The organism is Microbispora sp. H13382 (genome assembly GCF_014161445.1).
Lineage (GTDB): Bacteria > Actinomycetota > Actinomycetes > Streptosporangiales > Streptosporangiaceae > Microbispora.
In genome coordinates this window covers 95,982-121,593 of sequence record NZ_JABBXA010000015.1, presented here as the reverse complement: position 1 = coordinate 121,593, position 25,612 = coordinate 95,982, and the positions used below count along the sequence as shown (strand labels likewise).

The window sequence follows — 25,612 nt, the reverse complement described above, 5'->3', positions numbered from 1 at the left end:
TATGTACGACGATTCGCCATGCCGCCGGGAATGTCAAGCTGTGCGTCATGAGTACAGCGGAGATCCACCTGTCCGTCTCGACCTGGCGGCAGCCGACGCCGGCGCCCGGGTCCCCCGCGCGTACGGCATTGGTCCGGCGGGTGGCGGAGCGCGTGCTGGCTCTCGGGACGGGCCGTCTGCGCGTCGGTGTGGACGGGCTCACGGCGGCCGGGAAGACGAGCTTCGGCCACGAGCTCGCCGAGCACCTCGCCCGAGCGGGGCGCCCCGTGCTGCGGGCGAGCCTCGACGACTTCAAGCGGCCGTGGCGTGACCGGCACCTGTACGACCGGGAGTCGGGCGAGGGGTACTACCGGAACGCCTACGACTACGACGCGGCGATCGCCCTGCTGCTCGAACCGGCGGGGCCGGGCGGCTCGGGTGACGTCGCGCTGTGCTCCATCGACCCGCTCACCCAGGTGGACCACTCGTCCGTGCGGACGACCGCCGCGCCCGGCGCGATCACGATCGTGGACGGGGTGTTCGCGTTCCGCCCGGAGATCGACGCGTATTGGGACCTGCGCGTCTGGATGGAGGTGACGCCGGAGACCTCGGTGCGGCGCGGGGCGGAACGCGACCAGGACTGGGCCGGATCCGAGGCCGAGGCGCTGCACCTGCACCGTTATCTGCCCGCCGAGCGCATCTACATCGCCGAGGCCGATCCGCTGGCGCGGGCCGACGTGGTCGTCGACAACACGGTGTTCACCGAGCCGCGGCTGCTGAAGTGGTGACCGTCAGTCCGGGGGCTCGGACAGGGCGGTCGCGAGCCGGCCGGCGGCCTCCAGGACCAGCGGGCCCACCTTGTCCGCGTCGAGGTCGGCGAAGCTGACCACGCCGACGGACGCCTCCAGCCACGGCGGCCCCGGAACCGGCGCGGCGATGCCCTGCGCGCCCTCCTGGAGGTGCCCCCTGCTCGTGTGCACCGCCGGATTCGTACGGCCGTCGCGCAGCGCGAGCAGCGCCAGCCCGGCCGCGCCGCGCGTCAGCGGATGACGCGAGCCCTCGCGGTAGGCGACGTGGAGGTCGGTCCAGGACGGCTCCACCACCGCGACGGCCAGCCCCTCGTCGCCCTCGGCAACGGTCAGGTGCGCGGTCGCCCCCGCCTGCTCCGCGAGCGCGCGCAACGCCGGCAGCGCCGCCGCCCGCAGCAGGGGATGCACGGCCTGGGCCAGCACGAGCACCCCGAAACCGAGATGCACGCGGCCCTGCGCGTCCCGCCGGGCGAAGCCCTCGGCCTGCAGGGTCGTCAGGAGCCGGTAGACGATCGGCCGGCTCAGGCCCAGCTCGTGGGCGAGCTCGGTCGGCGTGCGGCCCCGGTTCGCGTCGGCGAGCAGCCGCAACAGCCGTAAGCCACGTTCGAGCGTCTGCGCCGATTCGGCCGCCATCATGTACCGATTATCGCCGCCCCGGTGCGCCTGTAGGCGAAACCCGCATCCGACGTAGCCTACGTCGGAGGTTCGGCCCGCGATCAAGGAGTGGTGGATGAAATCGGCGATCGTCGTGGGGGCGGGGATCTGGGGGGCGTCGCTGGCGCTGCGGCTGGCCGACGAGGGCTGGCGGGTGACGCTCGTCGAGCAGTACGCGCCCGGGCACGTGCGTCAGGCCAGCGCCGGGGAGACCCGCCTGCTGCGCTGTGCGCACGGCTCGGACGACTGGTACCCCCGGCTGGCCTGGCAGGCCCGCGACGCCTGGCGGCGACTGGAGGACAGGACCGGCGAGGACCTGTACGTCGAGTCGGGGCTGATGTGGTTCGCCCGTGACCCTGACGGCTGGGAGATGCGCAGCGCCGGGGTTCTGGAGCGGCTGGACATCCCTCGCGAGCTGCTCGATCCTGACGAGGCGGCACGGCGGTTCCCCGGCCTGCGGGTCGACGACCTCGCCTTCGTGCTGTGGGAGCCGAACGCCGGACTGCTGCGGGCCCGGCGGGCGACACAGGTGACCGCGCGCCTGGCCGTCGCCAACGGTGTCCGGCAGGTCCGTGCCCGGGCCGTGCCGTACGCGCGGAAAACAGGGGTCGTCGCGGACGGCGAGGTGCTGACGGCGGACCGGGTGGTGTGGGCGTGCGGCGCGTGGCTGCCGTGGCTGTTCCCGCACGAGGCGGGACACGTCCAGGTGACGCGGCAGGACACCTTCCACTTCGGCGTGCCCAGAGACTGGACCACGCCGCCGCTGCCCGCCTTCTGCGACTACGACCTGGCGGCGTACGGGCACGGCGACCTGGACGGCATGGGCATGAAGATCACCGGCGACGCCGAGGGCGAGCCGTACGACCCGGAGACCGGCGGCAGGCGGGTGCTGCGGCACACCGAGGAGCAGGCGCGCTCCTACCTGGCCAGGCGGTTCCCCTCGCTGGTGGGAGCGCCGGTGGTGTTCAGCCAGGTCTGCCAGTACGCGCTGACCAGGGACGCCGAGTGGATCGTCGCGGAGATCGAGGACGGCGTCTGGCTGCTCGGCGGCGAGTCCGGGCACGGCTTCAAGCACGCCCCGGCCCTCGCCGGCTACGTCGCGGAGATCCTCGACGGCCGGCGGGAGCCGGACGCGCGGTTCGGCCTGCACGAGCGGCCGGCGGCCCGGGGTCTGCGCACCAGCGGCGGCACCACGCCGTAGAGCCGTAGAGAGGGCTAGCCGGGCGGGTTCTGACGGGCCTGCCGGGCGCGCAGGACGATCTCCAGCTCGAACCGGACGTCGGGATCGGCGAGCGCGTCGCCGTACAGCTGCTCGATCTGGCGCAGCCGGTAGCGCACGGTCTGCGGGTGGACGTGGAGCGCCGCGGCGACCTCGGCGACGCCCCGGCCGTGGCGCAGCCAGGCGAGCAGGGTCTCGGCCAGGCGGTCCTGCTGGGTCTGGCGCAGGTGGGCGAGGGGCGCGAGACGCACCTCCGCCAGCGCGGCCACGAGGTCCTCGTCCTTGAAGACGACCAGCGTCGCCATGTGGTCGGCACAGCGCAGCAGTCCCTGCCGGGGGAGGACGCCCCGGGTGCCGAGGTCGAGGGCCTCCCTCGCCCAGCCGAGCGAGTTCGCGGCCGCGGCGAGCGGCACGGCGGGGCCTATCGCGGCCCGCCAGCCGCGCAGGGCGCTCTCCAGCGCCTGCACCCGCCCGGGGCCGCCGGGGTCCGGCACCACGAGACACGGGGAGTTCCGGTCGAGCCCGGCCAGCACGTCCGGCGGCAGCACCGGCAGGGGAGAACCGTCGTCGGGTTCCTCCAGGGCCACTCCCGCGACCGTGCGGGGGAGCCGCCAGCCGGCCGCCCTGGCCAGGTCGGCGACGGCCTCCGGCGGGGCCGCGGGCCGGGTCAGCAGCAGGTCGAGCAGCCGCCGGCGGCGGCGCTCCATCTCGCCGGCCGCGTGCGCCCGCGCCGCGGCAAAGCCCTCCGCTGCGGCGTCGGCGAGCTGGTCGAGGTAGACGAAGATGGCCTCGCCGAGGTCGTACAGCGTCCGCGGGTCGAGGCCCAGCTGCTCGGACTGCTCGGTGAGCCTCCGCCACGCCACCCGCGCGCCCAGCCGCATCGCGGTCTGGAAGGGCTCCAGGTCGCGCCCCTCGGCGGCCTCACCCCTGCCGATCGTCCGGAAGACCTCGGGGTCCCACGGCGCCCGCGGGTTCTCGATGCGTTCGAGGAACCCCCGCAGCGCCTGGTTGACCGACAGCCGCAGGACCTTGATGTAGACCTCGTCCGTCGGGCGGGCGTATTCGGGCACCCGCCGCTGGATCTCCGCGATCATCCGGTCCGCGACGTCGCCCATGCGGGGACGCAGCAGCCTCGCGACGCCCGCGGGCACCGCGTCCCAGAACTCGTCGTCGCCCTTCAGCGTCCGCTCAGCGCCCGCTCAGCCAGGCGCCGAACTCCTCCAGGTCGATCAGGCCGTCGCGGTCGGCGTCGACCTTGTCGATGGCGCTCTGCGCGCCTTCCGGCGTGAGCGGCCGGCCGAGCACCTCCATCAGGCGTACGAGCTCCTCGGCGGAGATTCGCCCGTCCCCATCGGCGTCGATAAGTTGAAAAGTCGCCGCATATTCGCTCATGCCGTCCTCCTCCGGGATCGCGATCAGCACACTAGCTGAAAGCACGCGCTGCCCCCAGAGATCGCGGCCAACCGGCGGAAGCCGTTTCTGTCGGTGGCGTCTGCCAGCATGACGGTCATGACGAGCAGCCTTGAGGGGAAGGTCGCACTGGTCGCCGGGGCGACCCGGGGTGCGGGCCGCGGCATCGCGGTCGAGCTGGGCGCCGCGGGGGCGACGGTCTACGTGACCGGCCGCAGCACCCGCGAGCGGCGTTCGGAGATGAACCGGCCGGAGACGATCGAGGAGACGGCCGAACTGGTCACCGCCGCTGGCGGGCGGGGCATCGCCGTGCCGGTCGACCACCTGGAGCGCGAGCAGGTGCGGGCCCTCGTGGAGCGGATCGACGCCGAGCAGGGCGCGCTCGACGTGCTGGTCAACGACATCTGGGGCGGCGAGCTGCTGTTCAGCTGGAAGGACCGGCTCTGGGAGCACTCACTCGACGACGGCCTGCGCATACTGCGGCTGGCGATTGACACGCACATCATCACCAGCCACTACGCGCTGCCGCTGCTGATCCGCAAGCCGGGCGGCCTGGTGGTCGAGATCACCGACGGCACGGCGGAGTACAACGCCGCCAACTACCGCGTCTCGTTCTTCTACGACCTCGCGAAGACGTCCGTGAACCGCATGGCGTTCGGCCAGGCGAAAGAGCTGGCGCCGCACGGTGCGACCGCGGTCTCGCTCACGCCGGGCTGGCTCCGTTCGGAGATCATGCTGGGGCACTACGGGGTGACGGAGGCCAACTGGCGCGACGCGCTGGCCCAGCAGCCGCACTTCGCGATCTCCGAGACCCCGGCCTTCGTGGGCCGCGCGGTGGCGGCCCTGGCCGCCGACCCGGAGGTGAGCCGCTGGAACGGGCAGTCGTTGTCCAGCGGCCAACTGGCGCAGGTGTACGGCTTCACCGACGTCGACGGCAGCCGCCCGGACTGCTGGCGATACATGGTGGAGGTCCAGGACCCCGGCCTCCCCGCCGACGTCACCGGTTACCGCTGACGCGGAAGCCGCCGCGGCGCTTCGCGAGGTGGCCTGTACCGATCAACGGGTGCCGAGGGCGGCGGTGCCGAGGTCCACTCGACGTGGACCTCGGCCGCGGTGCCGCCCGCCGTGCCCGCCACCCAGTGCGGTCTGTGGCCTCTCCCCGCTGCCGAGCACAGGTCACGCCCGGCCGAGGTCAGAGGGACGCCACGCAGCCCGGCACCAGTGTGGCGTTTGCGGTGTTCCAGGAGGCGATGAAGCCGAAGGTCGTGCTCGCGCCGGCACCGAGGGAGCCGTTCCAGCTCTCGTTCTTCACGGTCACGTTCGCCCCGCTCTGGGTGGCCTTGCCGCCCCACGCCTGGGTGACCTGCTGCCCGTTGGCGAAGGTCCAGGTCACGGTCCAGCCGCTGATCGCAGCGGTGCCCGTGTTCTTGACCGTGACCTCACCCTGGAAGCCGCCGCCCCACTGGTTGGTGATCGTGTAGGTCGCGGCGCAGCCGGAGGAACTGGGCCGTGCCGAGGGCGACGCCGACGGGCCGGCACTGGGGCTCACACTGGGGCTCACGCTGGGGCTGGGGCTGGGGGATCCGGGGCTCGGGGACGGCTGCGCGCCGCCGAGCAGCGCCGACAGGGCGGGATACCACTTGTCCGCCATCTTCTGGTCGCCACTCGCGTTGGGGTGGACGCCGTCGTAGGTGTCCGCGCTCGTGCTGAAACCGGTCCACTGGTCGACGACCACGATCGGGGAGGCCGCCGTGGTCTTCGAGGCGGCCCAGCCCGGAATCGCGCTGTTCAGGGCGACGGCCCGCTGGGCGCACTCGGAGCAGGTGCTCGGGTTCATCGGGATGATCTGGGCGACGAGGATCTTCATGTTCGGGTTGCTCGCCCGCATCTGGTCCACGAGCTTGCCGTACGCCGCGAGGATCGTGGCGGTGGGCCTGTTGCTCCACACGTCGTTGGTGCCGAAGTGCATCATCACGATGTCGGGACGGGTCGCCGAGAGCCAGGCCGGGAGCTGGTTCTGGTCGGCGACGTTCGTGACGAGGAAGCCGCCGTGGCCTTCGTTGTCGCCGTCGTACGGCACCCCGCACCCCTGGGCGGGCAGCGTTCCCACCATGTCGACGTTGGTGAAGCCGCCGTTCTGCAGCTTGTTCCACAGCAGGGCCCGCCAGCAGCCGGGCGATCCGGTGATCGAGTCGCCCAAGGGCATGATCCGCACCGTGGCCGCCTCGGCGGGCCGGGCGACGAGCAGCCCGAGCACCAGGAGCAGGGCCGCCATCACCGCACTTCTCTTCGACATCGCGTCTCTCCCTCGTGCTGTCCGGCGCGATGGTAGAGAGCGGTCCGCCGCCCGGCCCAGGGTCGAGACGCCGCAAATGCCCTGACCAGCGGGGATGTATGTACGTTTCATCCCATGAATCAGCCGGTCGGCGGTCGCGTCGCCGGCCGGCCTCACTGGATACTCCGGGGCGCAGCCGCCCCTCGTTCATCGCCCGCGGCGACGCCGGGTTCCCCCTGGCCGCACGACCGAATATGCTGCACGTCGGTCTACTTTTCGCACGTCACCGGGAGGATCGGTCCCCATGTACAAGGAGTTCCTCGGCGAGGTCGTGGTGTGGCTGATTCCCATCGTCATCCTTGTGGGCCTCGCGCTGCTGGTGACCAGTCACTCCTGACGACACGTCCTGAGGAGGGCCGGGCCGCGAGGTCCGGCCCTTCCCTTTTTTCACGCCCCCAAAACGTGTCACACGTCACTATGCGGGCAAAATGCGCCATCGGAGCATCTCTCGCCTCACAGGACAAAATTGTCACTCGCCGCAACATTGATCAATCGGCGTGGATCATGTGATACTTCGCGAACGGCGTGATCGTCAGGTGGGGAGCAAGCCGGAATGCCGATCGATGTTGACGCGAACCCGATCCGACAAGCGAGAACTCTTCCCCTCCGGCAGGTACTTCCCGCGATCCTCCGCGATCCGGTCGGCGCCGTCCTCGAGATCGGCCGGGAGTCCGGTGGCGACGTCGTCAGGGTGAACCTGGGTCCCTTCCGGCCGTACCTGATCACACACCCCGATCACCTGCAGCACGTCCTGCGCGGCAACTCCGTGAACTACCGGCGTGACGGCGTCCTCTGGAAGCCGCTGCACCGGCTCTTCGGGGAGAGCGTCATGTCCGACGGCCCCGCGTGGGAGCAGAGCCGCAAGGTTCTGCAGCCCGTGTTCACCGCCAAGAACGTGGAAACGCTCGCGGACCGCATGGCGGAGGCGGTCGGCGAGGGGATCGGCGAGCTCGCCCCACCCGCCGAGTCAGGCCTCCCGATCGACGTCTCCGCGGCGATGGCGCGGATCGTCAACAGGGTCGTGATGCGGATCTTCTTCGGCGACAAGATCGACATGGCCGATGCCGAGCGGCTCGCCCCGGCCTTCGACGCGGTCGGCACGTCCGTCATCTTCCGCTACCTGCTGCCGTTCGTCCCCTACCGCGTCCCGCTCCCGGGAGACCGCGCCTTCAGGAACGCCCTGCGGACGATCGACGAGGTCGTGGTTCCGCTTGTGGACAGGCACAGGGACAGGCCCGATGACGGCGACGACATCGTCTCGGTCCTGTGCCGGGCCGGGGACGCCGGCGGCGGACCGAGCGCTCGATGGGTGCGCGACAACCTGGTCGCCATGCTGGCCACCGCCACCGAGACCACGGCGGGCGCGCTCACCTGGCTGTGGCCCCTCCTGGGGGCGCATCCCGAGGTGGCCGCGAGGTTGCGGCAGGAGATCGGCCTCGTGGTCGGGAACGGACCCGTACGACCCGCCCACCTGGCGGACCTGCCGTACACGAAGCAGGTCGTGCAGGAACTCCTGCGGCTGTTCCCCGTGGGCTGGCTGTTCCCCCGCATGGTCGTCGAGCCGGAGCCCCTCGGGGGAGTGCTGCTCAAGAAGGGCGAGACGATCGTCGTCAGCCCGTTCATCACCCACCGCATGGAGGCGTTCTGGGAGCGGCCGGAGGAGTTCGACCCCGGCCGCTTCTCCGGGCGCCGGTCCACGGGCCGGCACAGGTACGCGTACTTCCCGTTCGGCGGGGGCCCTCATCAGTGTCTCGGCATGCACGTCTTCATGCTCGAGGCCCAGCTGATCATCGCGGGCATCCTCAGCCGCTACGAGATCCTCTCCTGCAGCCCGGAGGTGGCGACGCCCCAGATGGGGGCCTCGCTGCGGCCGCGCCAGCGGGTCGAGATCACCCTGCGCCCCATCCGTCGTACCTGACCGGGACATCCATGCACATGACGAAGCCGACAGGAGACGAGCTCCGGGCGGCGAGGGAGTGCGGTGCCGCCGCCGCCGTGTCCGCCGAGCTCCAGCGGGATCTGCGCGAGTGCCGGGACGCCTACCCCGGCCTCTTCCCGGCGCGGCCGTTCGACTCGGCGCTGTTCAGCGCGGTCGCGCAGGCGAACGCGTTCGGGGCGCCGTGGGCGAGCGCGGACCGGTTGCGCGTCGCGAGCCGTACGGCGCTGTGGATCTTCGCGCTCGACTGGCTGCTCGACTACGTGGCGAAGTCACGGGACGAGGTGGACCGCCTCGTCCGCGGGTGCCTGGACGTGGCGGACGGCGCACCGCCGCCGCGGGACTTCCCCCTGGGCCGATTCCTCGCCGAGCTCCGGGACGAGCTCGCCGCGGCGCCCGCGTTCACCGGGCTGGAGACCGTCTGGCGGGAGGAGCTGCGGCGCATGCTGTCGGCCATGGCGCGGGAGTGGGACTGGAAGACGGCCGCCCGCGAGGGGACGCCGCTGCCGACCCTGGACGAGTACCTCGACAACGCGGACAACTTCGGCTCGTCCTTCGTCAACGTGTCCCACTGGATCCGGGGCGGAGACCCGGCCGCGCTCGGCCGGCTCGAGGAGCTGCGGACCGCGAGCGGCCAGGTGCAGCGCGTCCTCCGCCTGCTCAACGACCTGGCCACGTACGAGCGGGACCTCGCCTGGGGCGATCTCAACGCGCGGATGCTCTGCTCGGGCCGGGAGGAGATCGCCGAACGCGTCGGCGTCCTGGTGGACGGGTGCGGCGAGCTCCTGGAGCCGCTGCGCGACGTCTGCCCGGACGAGGTGGTCTATCTGGAAAGGCAGATCGGGTACAGCATGGGCTTCTACGGGATCACCGACTACTGGGGCGGGCTGTGAGCGTCGGCGGCCTGACTTTCCCCAAGGCGATCGACGTGGCGGCCGCGGCCGCCGAACTGGTCGCCGATCTCATGGTCCGGCCGTGGGGCACGGTCTCCCCCTCCGTGTACGAGACCGGGCGGCTGGTGAGCCTGGCGCCGTGGCTGGTGGGCCACGCGGAACGGGTGCGGTTCCTGCTGGACGGCCAGCGGCCCGACGGCCGCTGGGGCGGGCCGGACGGGTACGCCCTCGTCCCCACGTTGAGCGCGACCGAGGCGCTCTTGTGCGCGCTGTCGCGGGGGGACCCCGATCGGGAGACGCTCTCGCGGGCGGCCGGCCGAGGGCTGGACTGGCTGCTCGGCTGGCCGCCGCGGGGCGCCGCGCCGCTGTTCCCCGACATGCCGGCGATCGAGCTGATCGTGCCCGCGCTGGTCGAGCTGGTCAACGCGCACCTGGACACGCTGGCCGACCGGGATGTGCCGCATCTCGCCGGACGCCCGAGGCTGCGGCTGCCCCCGGGCATGAACGACCACACGCTCGCCGCGGTCAGGTCGAGGGTCGGCTCGGGCGCGGAACTGCCGCAGAAGCTCATGCACGCGCTGGAGACGGCCGGTCCCGCCGCCCACGGGGCCCCGGGCGTCCAGCCGACCTCGATCGGCACCGTCGGCGCGTCCCCGGCCGCCACCGCCGCCTGGCTCGGCGGCCGTGCGCTGCCGGATCCGGGCACCGCGGCCAGGCAGCACCTGGAGGCGGTCGCGCGACGGTACGGCGGGCCGGTCCCGGTGGGCCTTCCGATCACGGTCTTCGAGCGCGGCTGGGTGCTGAGCTGGCTCGCCCGCGCGGGGATCCCCTTCGAGGTGCCGCCGGAGATGCTGGCGGACCTGCGGGCCGCGATCCAGCCGGTCGGCACGCCCGCCGGCGCCGGTCTGCCGCCGGACGCCGACACCACGTCGGTCGCCCTGTACGCCCTCGCGCTCCTCGGCATGCCGTACGAGCCGGACAGCCTGTGGGCCTTCCGCACGGACACCCACTTCTGCACCTGGCAGGGGGAGGAGGGGTCGTCGGTCAGCGTGAACGCCCACGTGCTCGACGCGCTGGGGCAGTACGCGGCGGTGCGGCCGGAGGCCGCCGAGCGCTACCGGTCCGACATGGACGCGATCGGGGCCTGGCTCCGCGAGCGCCAGCGGCCGGAGGGCTGGTGGGACGACCGCTGGCACGCCTCGCCCTACTACGCGACCGTCTCCTGCGCGCTGGCGCTGGACGCCTTCGGCGGCGCCGGCTGTGCGTCCTCCGTACGGCGGGCCGTGCGATGGGTGCTGGAGACCCAGCGGGCCGACGGATCCTGGGGCCGCTGGGGCGGCACCCGGGAGGAGACGGCCTACGCCATGCAACTGCTGCTGCTTACCGGGGAGGACGGGCTCGTCGCGGAGGCTGCAGCCAGAGGGTACGACTACCTACTCGGAGCGGGCGAGGCCGACGATCCGCCGCTGTGGCACGACAAGGACCTCTACCTACCGGGTGCGGTGGTCAGAGCCGCGATCCTCGCCGCCCTGCACCTCGCACAGTCCAGTCGACTTGTTGTCGGCAGGCAGCGTCAACTATGATCAACGGGTCGCTTGATCACGCTATATAGGCATACATTCGTACATTTGCCCCAAATGGCGTACATAATGCGGCCTTGAGCGATTTTCTGTCCATTGCTAGGGTGGCGGGGCGTGGCGCGGCTATAAAATGTTGGGCGATGTCCGCCGCCCTAGCGATGAGCTTCTGGTTAATCGCCGGGAAACGCGCTATGACGGCTCTTCATATGTCCCTTGGTGGGTGTTATGCGCTTCCGCAACTCGCGCGTGCGGACCAAAGTCACGGCCTTGCTCGTGTCGCTTGCGGCCCTGTGGGTCTTCGCCGCGTGGGTGACCGTGCGGGACGGTCTCAACCTCGCGTGGGTGGCGGTCTACGACAGCAACGTCGCCCAGCCGAGTGAGTCCCTGTTGCTGGAGCTGCAGAAGGAGCGGCGCCTGTCGGTCTCCCGCCTGGTGAACCCGGCGCTGGTCCCGTCCGCCGACCTCGCCGTGCAGCGCGGCCGTACGGACGCCGCCGCGGGCGAGTTCCGCAGGCTCACGAGGACCGACATCATGCGGTTCGCGGCGACCGACGAACTCCGGAGACGGATCGACCGCACGTTCCGGCAGCTCGACCAGCTCGGTTCCGCGCGGCACGCGGTGGACGCGCGCCAGGTGGACCGGAACAGGGCCATCGAGGCCTACAACGACCCCATCGACTCCCTCTTCCAGACCTACTATTCGCTCGCCACGCTCGACGACGACGAGCTCGCGAAAGACACGCGGACACTTATCAGCCTCAACTGGGCACGGGAACTTATCTCGCGTGAAGACGCGCTTTTGGCCGGCGTCATCGCGACGGGCAGGTTCGGCCAGGCGGAGGTCGCCCAGTTCACCCAGCTCGTCGGCGCCGAGCGCAACGTGATGGACCTCGCGCAGGCCGACCTGGAGGAGCCGCTTCCCGACGTCTACCAGCGGCTGCAGAAGAGCGCCGCGCTCGCCCGGCTCCACAGCCTGGAGGATCTGGTCGCGCAGCAGGGCCGGCCCGGCCTGCGCGTGCCCGTCGGCGGAGAGCAGTGGCAGTCGGCGACGTCGGCCGTCCTGACCCAGCTGCACGACGTGGTCAGCGGCGCGGGCGAGAAGATGATCGACCGGGCGACCCCCGTCGCCGCCGGCGTCATCATCCGGCTGGTGCTGGCGGGTGTGCTCGGCCTCGTGGCGGTCATCGCGTCGATCGTCCTGTCGGTCACCACGGCCCGGGCGCTGGTGCGCCAGCTGGAGAAGCTGCGCGAGGCCGCGCTCGAGCTGGCCAACGAGCGGCTGCCCGGGGTGGTCTCCCGGCTCGCCCAGGGCGAGAAGGTCGACGTCAAGGCCGAGGCGCCGCCGCTCGACTTCGGGCCCGACGTCATCGGCCAGGTGGGTGCGGCGTTCAACACCGTGCAGGAGACCGCGATCCGCACCGCCGTCGAGGAGGCCCAGCTCCGGCAGAGCATCCGCGACATCCTGCTCAGCCTCGCCCGGCGGACGCAGTCGCTCGTGCACCGCCAGCTCACGCTGCTCGACGTGATGGAGCGGCGCGAGTCGGACCCGGCCGAGCTGAAGGACCTGTTCCGCATCGACCACCTCGCCACCCGCATGCGGCGCAACGCGGAGAACCTCATCGTCCTGTCCGGGGCGTCCCCCGCCCGCGCGTGGCGGCGCTCGGTGCCGATGGTCGACGTCGTGCGCGGCGCGCTGGCGGAGGTCGAGGACTACACCCGCGTCACCGTGATGCCGATGGGGGAGACCGCGCTTATCGGACGCGCGGTGGGCGACGTCATCCACCTGCTCGCCGAGCTGATCGAGAACGCGGTGTCGTTCTCCCCGCCGTACACCATGGTGCAGGTGGGCGGCCAGGCGGTGGCCAGCGGGTACGCGATCGAGATCGAGGACCGCGGCCTCGGGATGAGCGCCGAGGACCTGGAGGCGACCAACCAGCGGATCGCCGACCCGCCCGAGTTCAACCTGTCGAGCACCGCCAGGCTCGGGCTGTACGTCGTCAGCCGCCTGGCCGAGCGGCACGGCATCAGGGTGTCGCTCAAGGCGTCGCCGTACGGCGGCACGACCGCGGTCGTGCTGCTGCCCCGCGACCTCGTCATCGAGGGCGAGAACGACGCGCCGGAGGAGGAGACCGGTCACGGTCTCGGACGGCGGGAGCCCGCTGCTCGGAAGATCGCCCTGGTGGGCGTGCCCGACGCGGTTCCCGGACCAGTGCAGGAGGTGGTTCCCGTGCCGAGGGCTCCCGAGCCGCCCAGGCCCGTGCCGAGCGGGCCACCCTCCGGCGGTGCCGAGCCGGACTCGCTCGCGTCCACCGGCGGGTTCACCCCGTCGGGGCTGCCGTTCCGGGTGCCGCAGGCGAACCTCGCCCCCGCGCTCGCCGAGGAGCCGAGGCGCGAGACCGGGGCGGACGACGAGGACCGCTCGCCCGACGACATCCGTAAGATCATGGGCTCGTTCCAGTCGGGGACGAGGCGCGGCAGGTCCGAGGCCGCGAAGCTGCTCGGCGAAGAGGAGGACAACCTGTGACGCAGAAGACCGGGGCCTCCGCGGACCTCGCGTGGCTGCTCGACGACCTCGTCGCACGGATCCGTGAGGTGGAGCACGGCATCGTGCTGTCCAACGACGGCCTGCTGCTGGCCGGCTCGCAGGGCCTGCGCGTGGAGGACGCCGAGCACCTGTCCGCCGTCGCCTCCGGCCTGCAGAGCCTCGCGCGCGGTGTCGGCGAGCGCTTCCAGGGCGGGCCCGTACGGCAGACCATCGTGGAGATGAAGTCGGCCTACCTGCTCGTGACCGTGGCGGGCAAGGGCGCCTGCCTGGCCGTGCTCTGCACGGGAGACGCCGACGTCGGCCTGGTGGCCTACGAGATGGCCATGCTCGTCGCGCGCGTCGGGCAGTACCTCACCTCGCCCGCCCGCACCACGACGGGGAGCGAGGTCCGCCTGTGAACGCCGGATGGCACCCGGACGAGGAGCGCTTACTCGACGCGCCGACCATCCGGCCGTACGTGATCGCACGCGGCCGTACGGAGGCGCAGGACCGCTTCGACCTCATCTCGCTCGCGGTGACGATCCGGCCCACCACGGGGACGGAGATCGGACTGGACCCCGAGCACCAGGCGATCGTGCGGCTGTGCCGCAGGCCGCTGTCGGTCGCGGAGATCGCGGCCCATCTGGACCTGCCGGCCGGGATCGTCCGGGTCCTCCTCGGCGACCTGTTCGACCGGGGTTTCTTGGCCGTGCAGCAGCCCCAACCGGAGACGGACGTGCTCGACGAGCGGATGTACAAGGCGGTGCTCGATGGCCTTCGGGCGCTCTGATTCGCCGCAGGCCCCCCCGAAGATGCCCACGGCGATCAAGTTGCTGATCGCCGGGGGTTTCGGGGTGGGCAAGACGACGATGGTCGGCGCGGTGTCGGAGATCCGGCCGCTGCGCACGGAGGAGACGCTGACCGACCGCAGCGTCGGCGTGGACGACCTGTCCGGGGTCGAGGCGAAGTCCACCACCACGGTGGCCATGGACTTCGGCCGGATCAGCATCGGGCAGGACTTCGTCCTCTATCTCTTCGGCACCCCCGGCCAGGAGCGGTTCTGGTTCGTCTGGGACGAGCTCGCCCGGGGAGCGCTCGGCGCGGTCGTGCTGGCCGACACCCGCAGGCTCGCCGACTGCTTCCCCTCCGTCGACTACTTCGAGCGGCGCGGCACGCCCTTCGTCGTCGCGGTCAACTGCTTCGAGGGCGCCCCGGTCTTCGATTTGGACGAGGTCAAGCTCGCCCTCAACCTCGGCGGGGACGTGCCGATCATGCTGTGCGACGCGCGCAAGCGGGAATCGGGCAAGGAAGTCCTGATCGAGCTCGTCAAGCACGCCTACGGAAAGCGTCCCACCGCCACCGCCCGCTGACGTTTTTCGTCGCATCCTCACCCGGCAACGTCCGGGTTCCTCCGCGTGCATGGCTTATGACTGCTGTGCGCGAGTTTACGTTTCGTGGCGAGCGGTGTTTTCGTACACGCCTCCGCGCGTCGCCCATTCCCCGGCTGGGCCCCGCCCTGGTTTCGGCTGTCCGTTAATGCCGCCTGATTACTGCCTATTCATCCCTTTTGGGCGCCATGAGCCGATCGTCTTGTCCATCGCCGCCGACCATGCGTAACAGGTGGACAACAGCCGTTGATCTGAGCCTTACCCCACTGTAACGTACGCCACATCGCGAAACTATCGGGCGCAAGCCGAAAGTTTCGGTCGGAATCCAGAAGGGAAACCACCGTGAAGTTGAGTCGGCGAGGTGCGGCGCTCCTGGCGGCGTCAGCACTGGTCCTCGGGGGATGTGGTAGTACCGGGAACGACGCCGGCGAGAGCAAGAGCTCAGCCGGCGGCAAGGTGACCGTCGAGTTCTGGAACATCTGGACCACGGACCCCCTGAAGAGCTACGGCGCTCAGGCGATCAAGGACTTCCAGGCCAAGCACCCGAACATCACCATCAAGAGCGTTCCCTACGAGAACGAGGCGTTCAAGGCGAAGCTGACGACGCTCACGCAGTCCGGCAAGGCGCCGGACATCTTCCAGACCTGGGGCGGCGGCGTGCTCGGCCAGCAGGTCGACGCGGGCCTGGTCAAGGACCTGAGCGCCGACACCGGTGACTGGATCGGCACCTTCACCGACGCCGCGCTGTCGGCCTACCAGGTCGAGGGCAAGACGTACGCCATCCCGGACGACATCGGCATGGTGGGCTTCTGGTACAACAAGGCGCTGTTCAAGAAGGCCGGGATCGCCGAGCCCCCGGGGACCTGGTCGGAGTTCGTCGACGACGTCAAGAAGCTGAAGGCGGCGGGAGTCACCCCGATCGCCCTCGCCGGCAAGGACAAGTGGCCCGGCCACTACTACTGGGCGTACCTCTCCATGCGCATCGGTGGCCTCGACGCCCTCAAGCAGGCGGGCGAGAGCAAGGACTTCACCGGTCCGGCCTTCGTGGAGGCGGGGCAGAAGCTGAAGGAACTGGCCGCTCTCCAGCCGTTCCAGAAGGGCTACCTGGGCGCGACGTACGGCGACCCGGGCGGTCAGGCCGCGACCATGGGTGACGGCAAGGCCGCGATGGAGCTGATGGGCCAGTGGGCGCCCGCGGTCCAGAACGACGCCGGCAAGGGCCTGGGCGACGACCTCGGCTTCTTCCCCTTCCCGGCCGTGGACGGCGGCAAGGGCGCGGTCACCGACGCCTTCGGCGGCGGCGGCGGCTTCGCGATCGGGTCGGAGGCTCCGCCCGAGGCGATCGAGTTCCTGAAGTTCCTCACCGAGAGCACCGAGCACCGCAAGGCCGTCGCAACCGGCGGCCTGCTCCCGGTGCTGAAGGGCGAGGAGGACGCGGTCACGGACCCGAACCTGAGCGTGGTGGCGAAGAACCTCGCCGGGGCCACCGGGTTCCAGCTCTACCTCGACCAGGCGTACCCGCCGGCCGTCGGCCAGGAGGTCAACGACTCCGTGGCCCAGCTGATCGCCGGGACCAAGACGCCCGAGCAGGTGGCGCAGGCCATCACGGAAACGGCGAAGTCGGAGTAACTGCCGCGTGAAGACGACGAGACCCCGGAGCCTCAGGCTCCGGGGGTTCACCACGATCCTCCTGTTCCTGCTCCCCGCCCTCGTGCTCTTCTTCGGGCTCGTCGTGGCGCCGATCCTGCTCGCCTTCTACGCGAGCGTCTTCAAGTGGAACGGCATGCGCGGGCTGCCGACGGACTTCGTCGGCATGGCCAACTTCACCCGTGTGCTGGCGGACGAGGTCTTCCTGGGTGACCTGTGGCGCGGCCTGCTGCTGATCATCCTGTCGGTGGCGATCCAGCTTCCCCTCTCGCTGGGCATCGCCATGCTGCTCAACCAGAAGATCCACGGCAGGGCGTTCTTCCGCCTGTTGTTCTTCGCCCCGTACGTGCTGTCCGAGGCGATCACCGCGGTTCTGTTCATGATGATCCTGTCGCCCACCGACGGCCTGGCCAACTACATCCTCGGCTGGTTCGGAGTCGACCCGCTCGACTGGTTCGCCGACCCGTCGACGGTCATGATGTCGGTGTTCATCGTCATGACCTGGAAATACTTCGGTTTCCACATGATTCTGTACATCGCCGGACGCCAGGGCATCCCGCGGGAGCTCACCGAGGCCGCCCAGATCGACGGCGCGACGGGCTGGAAGACCTTCCGCTACGTCACGCTGCCGCTGCTCGGCCCGACGATCCGCATCAGCGTGTTCCTGTCGGTCATCGGTGCGATCCAGCTGTTCGACCTGGTCTGGATCATCACCGGTGGAGGCCCGTCGCACTCCTCCGAGACCATGGCCGTCACGATGTTCCAGTTCGGCTTCAAACGCTTCCAGGTCGGCTACGCGAGTGCGATCAGCGTGGTGATGTTCTTCATCAGCCTCGTGTTCGCGCTCTTCTACCAGAGATACGTCATGCGCCGCGACCTCGAAGGAGCGAGCACCGTGCTGAGGGACCAGCGATGAGCGCGAACCGTCACAAGCAGTCTCCGACGTCGGGCGGTCCGCTGCGCAGCCTGTCCCTGCACGCGATCGTCGTGATCACGGCGCTGTTCGTCGGCATCCCGCTGCTGTACGGCGTGCTCGGCGGCTTCAAGACCACCCGGCAGCTGTCGAGCAACCCGCTGGGCCTGCCCGACCCGTGGATGCCGGAGAACTACACGAGCGTGCTGGCTTCCGCGTCGTTCTGGCGCATGCTCTGGAACAGCACGTACATCGCGGTGCTGACCACGCTCGTGGTCGTCGCGGTGTCCGCGATGGCGGCCTTCGTGTTCGCGCGGTTCGCCTTCCGGGGGCGCGAGGCGCTGTTCACGATGTTCGCCGCCGGGCTCATGTTCCCGTTCGCGGTGGCGATCCTGCCGCTGTTCGTGCTGCTGCGGATGTTCGGGCTGCTCGACAACCCGCTCGGCGTGATCCTCCCGCAGGCGGCCTTCGGCATGCCGATGACGATCATCATCCTTCGTGGCTTCTTCCGGGCCATCCCGGGGGAGATCGAGGAGGCGGCGATCCTCGACGGGTGCACGTCATTCGGCTTCTTCTGGCGGATCCTGCTGCCGATGGCCCGGCCCGCGATCGCCACGGTCTCCGTGCTGGCGGTCGTCAACAGCTGGAACCAGTTCATGCTGCCACTCGTGGTGTTCAGCGACGACAGTCTCTTCACCATCCCGCTGGGCGTCCAGCAGTTCCAGGGGCAGTACGCGACGGACATCGCGCGGGTCATGGCCTACATCGTGGTCGCGATGCTGCCCGCCCTCGGCTTCTACGCCGTGGCCGAGCGCCAGCTCGTCAGCGGCCTGACCGCGGGGGCCGTCAAGGGCTGATCCGCACGCGTCCTCCACCTGCTCCGCCCGGCCACGTCCCGGTTCGGCCGCCCCGGCCGGGAACTGGGGGATGAACGCGCCCTAAGGTGAACGGACGAGGGGAGAACGCGCAGGGGGGAGCACCGATGGCGGAACCGATCGTCCGTGCCGCGGCCGACGCCGACATGCCCGGACTTCGGGCCGTCGCCGACCACTACCGCCTCCTGGGCGCGTGGCCGGAGCGGCCGGACTTCGTGGACGCCGAACGCGAGTTCGGCGCGCTGCTCGTCGGCGAGGTGGACGGCACGATCGCGGGCTTCGGCGGCACGTTGCGCCGGGGGACGGTCACGCACCTCGGCGACCTGTTCGTCCTCCCGGACCACCAGTCGTCGGGGCTGGGCCGCGCGATCCTGTCCCACCTGCTGCCGCGCGACACACCCAAGGTCACCTTCGCGTCCGACGACAAGAGGGCCTTCGCGCTGTACGTCAGGAACGGGATGCGCCCGCGCTGCCCGCTGCTGTACCTCAAGCGGGGGCCGCTCGGCGGCCGGCCCGCGTCGCGGGAGAGCGGGCCGGCGGCGCCGGGGGATGCGGACGTCCGCGCGGCGGCGGCCATGGACGCTCACGTCTCCGGCGGGGACCGGACCGCGACGCTGACGTGGTACGCCGGCCTGCCCGGCGTGACCCTGCACGTCAGCGGGGCGGGCTACGCGTTCGCCAGGGTGGCCGGAGACAGGGTCGTCATCGGGCCTGCCGGGGGTGTGACCCCCCAGGACTGCGCCGACATCGTGCTGGAGGCGGTGAACGCGCATCCCCAGGCCGGGCGGGTGCACCTGGCGGTGCCCGGCACGCATCCGCTGCTGCCCCTGCTGCTGGAGGCGGGCTGGCACATCGGCGACATGGACACGCTGATGACCAGCGATGACTTCATGCGGCTCGACTGCTACACCCCGCATCCCGACCTCGGCTAGACCGGAGCCGGGGCGGCGGGCCGGCGGCCCCCGTCCCCGGCCAGGGGGACACCGGGGACGAGGACAGCGGCCGGGGGGACGCGGCAGGACGGAGCCCGCCGGTCGGGGTCACAGCCTCCGCAGATAGTGGGCGGAGGCCCATCCGGGAATGCCGGCGACGGTGTCGACGGCCAGCCAGCCGCGGGTGGCCTCGCAGGCTCCGGCGATGTTCCCGTCGGCCGGTCGCAGCCTGCCCACGGGGGCGTGGTGGACGCCGGCGCCCTCGCGGACGTTGAGGAAGCTGCCCTTGCGCACGTGCCGGAGGCGGTAGATGCACGAAAGCGAGGGCCGCCCGCCGAGGTCGAGCCTGTGGAGGTAGCGGGCGGCGGCGAAGCCCGACGCCCCGCCGGCGGTCTTCACCGCGATCCAGCCGTTGGTGGCGGTGCAGGCTCCCGAGAAGCCTCCGTCGGCCGGTCGCAGTTTGGCGACGGGGGTGTGGCGTATTCCGGCGCCATCACGGACGTTGAGGAAGCCTCCCCTGTGCACGCCCCGGAGCCGGTAGGTGCACACGACACCGGGCCCCCGCCTGCTTTCGTGCACGATCTGCCCGAACGGTCCCGAGGTGGTGGGTTCACCGGGACCGGGTGGCCGGACCGCCGGGAGGCCCGGGGCGGGACGTCCCGGGACATCCGACGCCGGGCGGGGCGCGATCCCCGGCATGTGGCGGCCCCCGGCGTCCGCGGCGGCCCGGGCCGCCCGGGTCCCGGCGGCCGCGCCGGCGCGGTCCGCCACGGCGGAACCGGCCGGGCCCGCGACCGCCGGTGCGGGGTGGCCTGCGAGGATCCACCCCGTGGCGGCCCACGCCGCCAGCGCGGTAACGATGCTTCCGGCGACTTTCACGATCTCTCCCTTCGGTCGGCATCGCCCACGCCCGGCCGGGGGGACCCGGGCCAGTGGTGCTCACCCGAAGTTCTGATCTGATTACCCTGCGTTTACACCTCGGTTGAATTCGCGCCCGGATTTTTTACCCGACACACCAGGGAAAAGGGGGCGATCGCGCTTCCCGCCGCCGGCTTCATCCGCCGTGCGCGCCGTGGAAGGGCGTGGTCACCCCCTCGTACGCCAGGTGCAGCATCATCCCCAGGTCGGCGTGGCTGAGGTTGTGGCAGTGGTTCATCCACAGCCCGGGATTGGTGGCGCGGAAGGCCACCTCCCACACCTCGCCCGGCCGTACGTCGAAGGTGTCGAGCCACAGCGGGCTGCCGGTGGGGGAGCGGCCGTCACGCGAGAGCACGAGCACCCGATGACCGTGGAGGTGCCAGGGGTGGGTGTCCCGGCCGCGGTTGACCACGGTGAGCCGGACCAGGTCGCCCTCCCTGACCACCTCCGTGGGGATGTCGGGGAAGGCGAGGCCGTTCACCGTGTGCGCGTAGGCCGGCTTTCCGCCGGCGAGCGCGAACCCCCGGTCGAGGACGAGCGTGAAGTCCCGGTCGAAGCGGCTCCGCAGCGTGTACGGCGTGGGGGCGGGAGTGCCGTACCGGGTGAGGTCGAGTTCCGGCCAGTCACCGGTGGGAGCCGTGGTCGTGCTCCCGCCGCCGGTTCCGTCGCCCGTGCCCCCGTCGCCCGTGCCCCCGTCGCCCGTCCTCGTGCCCGCCGCGCCCTCGCCGGTGCCGGACGGTCCGGGGGTGAGCCGTACGGCGTCGGAGCGGTCGTCGGTCCGCAGGACGACGGGGCCTGCGGGCATCGTGAACGCGAGGTCGTAGCGGCCGCCCGCGGCGAGCCGCAGGCCGGCCCTTCCGAGCGTGCCCGGCCCGGTGAGATCCGTCCCGTCCACGGCCACCAGCCGGTAGGGCGTGCCCGCCAATGTGAACCGGTGCGGCGTGTTGTCGGTGTTGATCAGGCGCAGCCGTACGGGCGTGCCGGGCGCGACCTGCCGGACCAGGGGCTGGTCGTGGTCGCCCGTCACCGTCGTGCCGGCGAAGGTGTGCACGGGCAGCGTGAGGTCCACCCCGGTGGCGGCGGCCCCCTCCGGCGTGACGACGAGCGTGCCGTAGAGCCCCATCCGTACGCCGAGGTCGGACACCTCGTGGGTGTGGTACCAGTACGTCCCCGCCTGGGCCGCGACGAAGCGGTAGACGAACTCCCCGCCGGGCGGCACGGCCTCCTGGGTGAGGCCGGGCACGCCGTCCTCGCCCGAAGGCACGTCGTAGCCGTGCCAGTGCAGCGTCACCCCCGACGCGATGTCCGCGTTCCGCAGCCGCACCTCGACAAGGTCGCCCTGGACGGCGGTGATCGGCGGCCCGGGGACCCGGCCGTCGAAGGTCCACGCGGCCACCTTCCGGCCCGACGACAGAGTGACGGTCGCCGTACGGGCCGTCAGCGTGAACCGGCGCACGGCGCCGCCCGGCGGTGGCACGGCCGGGCCGCGCAGGGCCGTCACCGGGCGAACCGGCCCTCCCGCCACGGAGGCCGACGCCCCCGAGACGGAGTGGCCCTCGGAGCTCGGCCCCGAGACGGAGTGGTCCGCGGATGCCGGGTGGTCCCCGTGAGCGGAGGGCGTCTCGGAGCCGGCGGCCCCCGCCGCACCGGCTCCCGCCGAAGCCGCCCCCTCCGCGGCTGCGGCGGTCCCCTCCGTGGCCGGGACGAACGTGAGCGTCACCCCGAGCACGGCGGCCACGGCGGTCGCCGCCGTCGCCGTACGCAGGCCGGGGACGCTCGCGCCGGACGCCCTCCACGTCACCAGGACGGCCCCCGCGACGACGGCCAGGAGGAGGAGAGCGGTGCCGGGGTCCGCCGGATATCCGACCAGGAAGGTCTGCACGAGCCCGGCCGCCGCCGCGTATCCGGCGCCGAGCAGCGGGACCACCACCGCCGGCGTCCTCACGCCGTGCGGGACCGCGCCCGATGGTGGGCCCGGTCGCCGGGCGGCGCGCAGGACGCGCGGCCCGGCGAGCGCGGTGGCGACGGCCGCCGCCGCGAAGAGAAGCGGCAGGGCGACGGTGACCTTCTCCTGCACGAACCACCAGCCGGAGCCGGCCAGCGCGAGGACGGACCAGACCCGGGCCAGGGACGCGACCAGGGCCACGGCGAACAGGGCCGCGGTCGTCCTCGTACGGCGGGCCGCGGCGGCCACGCCCGCGCTCACCCACGCCGCCGCGGTCAGGACCGAGACGAGCAGGTCGAGCGCCATGAGCCGGTCGGTCGTCATGATGCGGGGACCGCACTGCCCTCCGCGGCGTCCTGCGACCGTGGCTCGGGCTTGGGCCAGGCGAGCCGTCGCGCCCGGCGGAACACGAGCTCGCAGGCGCCGATCACCGCCATGCCGTTGACGGCGTGCAGGCCGAGGATCGCCAGGGAAAGGGGCGTGGTGTTGCCGGTGCTGTCGTCGAACAGCCCGCCGATCGCGACGATCAGTGACTGCACGATCACCAGGCCGAGGGGCAGGACGGTCAGCCCGATCTGGCGCCCCGGCGCCCTCGCGGCCGCCGCGGCGGCGGTGGCCACCAGCGACAGCACCGGGATGACCATCATGCCGTTCATGGTGTGCAGAGCGAACGAGGAGTCGTCCTGCGGCTTGTCGAACGCGCCGACGGCCGCGAGGTACATCTGCACGACGGCGGCGGCGAGCAGCAGTCCCGCTAGAGCGGCGTAGACCTTGCGCACTTTCTTTGCTCCCTACGGTTAGCGGATTGCGGGGGATCACGGGGATCGTGTCCCACGCGGGCCGGTGGCGCGTCCCTCACCGAGAGACACGTCGGCTACCGCTGGGGGAGTACGCGGGCCTGCGCGCCGTCCGTCCCCTGGCGGTGTCTCGATGGTGGCCGCCGGGGCCCGTCCGCGTCGTCCCACGCCCGGAGGCTGTCGGGCCTACCGCCCGGGGATCAGCGCCGCACGCCGCTACCGCGAGGGGAGTACGGTCACTGCGGCCAGTTGGCGATGATGGCCGGGGTGATGGCGTCGGCGTAGCACTTCAGGGTCGTACGGCGCGGCCGGTCGAGCACGCAGACCTTGACGTCCACCCGCTTGATCTGGCCGTCGGACGACAGCCGGAAGGAACCGCGGGACGCGCAGGTCGTCTGCGGCCGGGCCCACCCGGTGCCGCCGCCGACGTAGTGGAAGCGGGCCCGGACGTAGGCGCAGTGCCCGCTGTGCGTGTCGCGGTCGTACAGCGTGCCCGAGACGACGAACGTCTCCGCGGTGAAACGGGTGGTCCACACGTCGGCCTTGGCGTAGCCGTGGTGGCCGGACCGGGACTGCACCGGACCCCAGTGGATCGGCGGCGCCGCGGCGGTGGTCTGGGCCGCGGTGGTCTGAGTCGTGCTGGTGCGGCTCGTGCTGGTGTAACTCGTGGCGGCGTGGGCGGAAGCGGTCGGCAGGCCCATGGCGAAGGCGGCGGCCAGCAGGCCGATGACGAGGTTCTTGCTCATGTCCGCCGACCCTAGGGTCCCCGACTTGGAAGATCCTTGTCGTCCGCTGGTCTCCCCGCACGATCAGCTCCGGAGCAGGTCTCCGGCCTGTTCGACCACGTCGTCGACCGGGACCTCGGCCACCCACGACTCGTCGTGCGGGCACCGCCCCGCCCGGGGATCGTGCCCGCTGACGCCGCAGACCGGGCAGCGCGCGGTCCAGGAGATCAACGGCCGGTGCAGGGCGCGGGTGAGAGGCCCCGCGTTGATCAGGTTGCCGGACCAGTAGATGCCGACGGTGGCCGTCCCGACCGCCGCGGCGAGGTGGCGGGGGCCGGTGTCGTTGGAGACGACCAGGTCGCACCGCTCGTACAGCGCGGCGAGGCCGCCGACGCTCAGCGTGCCGACCGCCGTGAGCGCGGGCCGCCGCATCGCCGCCGCGACCTCCTCGACCACCTCCCGCTCCTTCTCGATGCCGGTGATCACGACCGGGCGGCCGAGCCGGTCGGCCGCCTCCGCGAAGGCGCGCGCCGGCCAGCGCCGCCGGGGGTCGCTCGCCCCGGGATGCAGCGCGACCAGGCCGCGGGGCGGCTCGCCGTACACGCGGGCGAGTTCGGCGCGGTCGGCGCCGGTCACGGCGATCCTGGGCTCGTACACCTCGGCCGTCCCGCCGACCAGCGCGGCGACCTCCAGATAGCGCAACGTCTCGTGCTGGTAGTAGACGTACGGCACGCACAGGTCGAGCCGTACGGCGTCGGGCGCGCACAGGCCGGCCGTCACGCGGGCGCCGATCGCCCTGACGAAGGGGTTGGAGTTGCGCCCGCCGCCGTGGATCTGCACGGCGAGGTCGAACCGGTGCTCGCGCAGCTCCTCGAACAGGCTCTGCGGCGCCTCGTGCCCGCTCTCCGCCGACGAGACCCCGGAGATCGGCGGCAGGGCGACGACGTCGTCGACCGGACCCGGCCTGCCGTCCAGGAACCCGGCGTGCCAGGGGATGCCGAGGAGGGTCAGCCGGGCCTGCGGGTAGGCCCGGCGGAGCGCCTCCAGGGCGGGCATGGCGAGGACCAGGTCGCCCAGGGCGTTGGCCCGCAGCACCGCGATGCGGCGCACGCCCTCGATCAGCGCGCCCATGCCGTCTCGAACACGTAGTCGTAGCACTCGGCGCTGCGGTCGGTGACCGTCGTGGGCAACTCCAGGTGGTAGGCCCGGCTCGGCAGCAGGCCCGCGCCGCCGTACCTCTCCATGACGCGCAGCTGCGCCGCGACGTCCTCCCCCGCGTGCCGGGGCGGCACCGACCGCCAGAAGTCGAAGCCGCCGCACTCCAGCAGCCGTTCCCGGTCGTACAGCACGCAGCCGCCGATCCAGGCCACCTTGTACGGCCGCCACTCCCCGGGGCCCGGGACGCCCAGGTGCTCGCGCGCGAGGTGCAGCGGGTTCGAGGCGTTGTGCAGGGTGTGGCGCCGCCAGGCCGGCGACTCCCGGCGCACCCGCTCGGGCCGCACGCCGTCCGTCCACTCCTCGTACGGCGCCAGCTCGGCGGGGCGTACGTCGTCGCGGTAGGACAGGCCGTGCAGGGCGTAGCCGACGAAGCCGCAGCGCAGATCGCTCATCGCAGACAGCAGGACCTCGATCGCCTCCGGCTCCAGCCAGACGTCGTCGTCGATGTAGAGCGCCAGCCGCCGCTCGGCCCGGTCGAGCAGGAACGCGCGTTGTTCCGCCATGCCCCGCGGGGGCAGGTGGTGGTGGACGGCCGCCGGCCTGTCCCGGTGGCCGAGGATCCGCAGCTGCGCCGCCACCAGCGGGTCGTCGGCGACCGGCGCGTCCGACTGATCGGAGATCACGACGCGGAACCCGGCCACGGTCTGCGCCGCGAGGCCCGCCAACGTCACGCCCAGCGCGCCCGGGCGGTCCTTCGTGGGCACGAGTACATCCAGGTCAGACGGGGCGAACATGCGCGCGTGATACCCCTGGGGTGATCCGGCAAACAGCGCCGTCAGCCGCCCACGCCGGCCGTGTCCTTCTCCTCCGCGCGCGCCTCGGTGGCCGTGCCCCGCCGTCGCTCGCCCCGCCCCGGCTGAAGAGCGGCGGCTCGACGCAACGTGGTCGGTCGTGTCCGGCCACCCGCCGATGACGG

At 71.8% G+C, this 25,612-nt stretch carries 24 protein-coding genes; 14 read left to right on the top strand and 10 right to left on the bottom strand.

The window, feature by feature from the left end; translation table 11 throughout:
- Nucleotides 1–47 precede the first annotated feature (47 nt).
- Nucleotides 48–767, top strand: a complete 720-nt coding sequence (locus HHX41_RS26700) for a uridine kinase (RefSeq protein WP_182908203.1) — start codon at nt 48–50, stop codon at nt 765–767.
- A 3-nt stretch (nt 768–770) separates the two neighbouring features.
- Here HHX41_RS26700 and HHX41_RS26695 read toward each other — a convergent pair whose 3' ends face one another.
- The gene (locus tag HHX41_RS26695) at nt 771–1,424 is read right to left on the bottom strand and encodes a helix-turn-helix domain-containing protein (RefSeq protein ID WP_249350647.1); all 654 of its coding nucleotides are present in this window, start codon (nt 1,422–1,424) and stop codon (nt 771–773) included.
- Between the two features lie 94 nt (nt 1,425–1,518).
- On the opposite strand from HHX41_RS26695, the gene HHX41_RS26690 reads away from it, so the two are divergent.
- On the top strand, nt 1,519–2,643 hold the full coding sequence (locus HHX41_RS26690; RefSeq protein ID WP_182908202.1) for an FAD-binding oxidoreductase: 1,125 nt from the start codon (nt 1,519–1,521) through the stop codon (nt 2,641–2,643).
- A gap of 14 nt (nt 2,644–2,657) precedes the next feature.
- Here the strand turns inward: HHX41_RS26690 and HHX41_RS26685 are convergent, their stop codons facing one another.
- Both HHX41_RS26685 and HHX41_RS26680 read right to left on the bottom strand, forming a co-directional pair.
- A complete protein-coding gene (locus HHX41_RS26685; RefSeq protein ID WP_310742186.1) occupies nt 2,658–3,812 on the bottom strand; it encodes a helix-turn-helix domain-containing protein in 1,155 nt (384 codons plus the stop codon).
- A 37-nt stretch (nt 3,813–3,849) separates the two neighbouring features.
- On the bottom strand, nt 3,850–4,083 hold the full coding sequence (locus HHX41_RS26680) for an EF-hand domain-containing protein (protein ID WP_310742185.1): 234 nt from the start codon (nt 4,081–4,083) through the stop codon (nt 3,850–3,852).
- A gap of 87 nt (nt 4,084–4,170) precedes the next feature.
- On the opposite strand from HHX41_RS26680, the gene HHX41_RS26675 reads away from it, so the two are divergent.
- Nucleotides 4,171–5,085 (top strand): SDR family oxidoreductase, encoded by a 915-nt coding sequence (locus HHX41_RS26675; RefSeq protein WP_182908201.1) that lies wholly within the window; start codon nt 4,171–4,173, stop codon nt 5,083–5,085.
- 178 nt (nt 5,086–5,263) lie between these two features.
- Here the strand turns inward: HHX41_RS26675 and HHX41_RS26670 are convergent, their stop codons facing one another.
- Entirely contained in the window at nt 5,264–6,367 is a 1,104-nt protein-coding gene (locus HHX41_RS26670) for a cellulose binding domain-containing protein (RefSeq protein ID WP_182908200.1), read from the bottom strand.
- 592 nt (nt 6,368–6,959) lie between these two features.
- Between HHX41_RS26670 and HHX41_RS26665 the strand changes: the two genes are divergently transcribed.
- The 11 genes from HHX41_RS26665 to HHX41_RS26615 all read left to right on the top strand — a co-directional run bounded on the left by HHX41_RS26665 (nt 6,960) and on the right by HHX41_RS26615 (nt 19,093).
- Nucleotides 6,960–8,324, top strand: a complete 1,365-nt coding sequence (locus tag HHX41_RS26665) for a cytochrome P450 (protein ID WP_182908199.1) — start codon at nt 6,960–6,962, stop codon at nt 8,322–8,324.
- A gap of 17 nt (nt 8,325–8,341) precedes the next feature.
- Nucleotides 8,342–9,235, top strand: coding sequence for a terpene synthase family protein (locus HHX41_RS26660; protein WP_169986441.1), 894 nt, complete (start codon nt 8,342–8,344; stop codon nt 9,233–9,235).
- Nucleotides 9,232–10,818: a prenyltransferase/squalene oxidase repeat-containing protein gene (locus tag HHX41_RS26655; RefSeq protein WP_310742184.1), complete on the top strand. Its 1,587-nt coding sequence runs from the start codon at nt 9,232–9,234 to the stop codon at nt 10,816–10,818. Before HHX41_RS26660 ends, HHX41_RS26655 begins: the two co-directional genes overlap by 4 nt.
- A 270-nt stretch (nt 10,819–11,088) precedes the next feature.
- Complete coding sequence (locus HHX41_RS26650; protein ID WP_310742196.1) at nt 11,089–13,338, top strand: nitrate- and nitrite sensing domain-containing protein; 2,250 nt, start codon at nt 11,089–11,091, stop codon at nt 13,336–13,338.
- Nucleotides 13,335–13,757, top strand: a complete 423-nt coding sequence (locus tag HHX41_RS26645) for a roadblock/LC7 domain-containing protein (RefSeq protein WP_169986437.1) — start codon at nt 13,335–13,337, stop codon at nt 13,755–13,757. Before HHX41_RS26650 ends, HHX41_RS26645 begins: the two co-directional genes overlap by 4 nt.
- Entirely contained in the window at nt 13,754–14,128 is a 375-nt protein-coding gene (locus tag HHX41_RS26640) for a DUF742 domain-containing protein (protein WP_169986435.1), read from the top strand. Before HHX41_RS26645 ends, HHX41_RS26640 begins: the two co-directional genes overlap by 4 nt.
- A complete protein-coding gene (locus HHX41_RS26635) occupies nt 14,109–14,708 on the top strand; it encodes an ATP/GTP-binding protein (protein WP_169986433.1) in 600 nt (199 codons plus the stop codon). The genes HHX41_RS26640 and HHX41_RS26635 overlap by 20 nt, the downstream gene beginning before the upstream one ends.
- Nucleotides 14,709–15,068: 360 nt before the next feature.
- The gene (locus HHX41_RS26630) at nt 15,069–16,355 is read left to right on the top strand and encodes an extracellular solute-binding protein (RefSeq protein WP_182908197.1); all 1,287 of its coding nucleotides are present in this window, start codon (nt 15,069–15,071) and stop codon (nt 16,353–16,355) included.
- Nucleotides 16,356–16,362: 7 nt separating this feature from the next.
- Complete coding sequence (locus HHX41_RS26625) at nt 16,363–17,289, top strand: carbohydrate ABC transporter permease (protein WP_169986428.1); 927 nt, start codon at nt 16,363–16,365, stop codon at nt 17,287–17,289.
- The gene (locus HHX41_RS26620; RefSeq protein ID WP_169986426.1) at nt 17,286–18,143 is read left to right on the top strand and encodes a carbohydrate ABC transporter permease; all 858 of its coding nucleotides are present in this window, start codon (nt 17,286–17,288) and stop codon (nt 18,141–18,143) included. Before HHX41_RS26625 ends, HHX41_RS26620 begins: the two co-directional genes overlap by 4 nt.
- Nucleotides 18,144–18,268: 125 nt before the next feature.
- Nucleotides 18,269–19,093, top strand: coding sequence for a GNAT family N-acetyltransferase (locus HHX41_RS26615; protein WP_182908196.1), 825 nt, complete (start codon nt 18,269–18,271; stop codon nt 19,091–19,093).
- A gap of 108 nt (nt 19,094–19,201) precedes the next feature.
- Here HHX41_RS26615 and HHX41_RS26610 read toward each other — a convergent pair whose 3' ends face one another.
- The 6 genes from HHX41_RS26610 to HHX41_RS26585 all read right to left on the bottom strand — a co-directional run bounded on the left by HHX41_RS26610 (nt 19,202) and on the right by HHX41_RS26585 (nt 25,430).
- Entirely contained in the window at nt 19,202–19,972 is a 771-nt protein-coding gene (locus HHX41_RS26610; protein ID WP_182908195.1) for a hypothetical protein, read from the bottom strand.
- Nucleotides 19,973–20,147: 175 nt separating this feature from the next.
- Nucleotides 20,148–22,280 carry a multicopper oxidase family protein gene (locus HHX41_RS26605; RefSeq protein WP_182908194.1) on the bottom strand — a complete coding sequence of 711 codons (2,133 nt, stop codon included), beginning with the start codon at nt 22,278–22,280 and terminating at the stop codon, nt 20,148–20,150.
- Complete coding sequence (locus HHX41_RS26600) at nt 22,277–22,735, bottom strand: DUF6220 domain-containing protein (protein WP_182908193.1); 459 nt, start codon at nt 22,733–22,735, stop codon at nt 22,277–22,279. Before HHX41_RS26600 ends, HHX41_RS26605 begins: the two co-directional genes overlap by 4 nt.
- A gap of 254 nt (nt 22,736–22,989) precedes the next feature.
- A complete protein-coding gene (locus tag HHX41_RS26595) occupies nt 22,990–23,499 on the bottom strand; it encodes a hypothetical protein (protein ID WP_182908192.1) in 510 nt (169 codons plus the stop codon).
- A gap of 63 nt (nt 23,500–23,562) precedes the next feature.
- Nucleotides 23,563–24,609, bottom strand: a complete 1,047-nt coding sequence (locus HHX41_RS26590; RefSeq protein ID WP_182908191.1) for a glycosyltransferase family 9 protein — start codon at nt 24,607–24,609, stop codon at nt 23,563–23,565.
- The gene (locus HHX41_RS26585; protein WP_182908190.1) at nt 24,597–25,430 is read right to left on the bottom strand and encodes a glycosyltransferase; all 834 of its coding nucleotides are present in this window, start codon (nt 25,428–25,430) and stop codon (nt 24,597–24,599) included. Before HHX41_RS26585 ends, HHX41_RS26590 begins: the two co-directional genes overlap by 13 nt.
- Between the last annotated feature and the right edge of the window lie 182 nt (nt 25,431–25,612).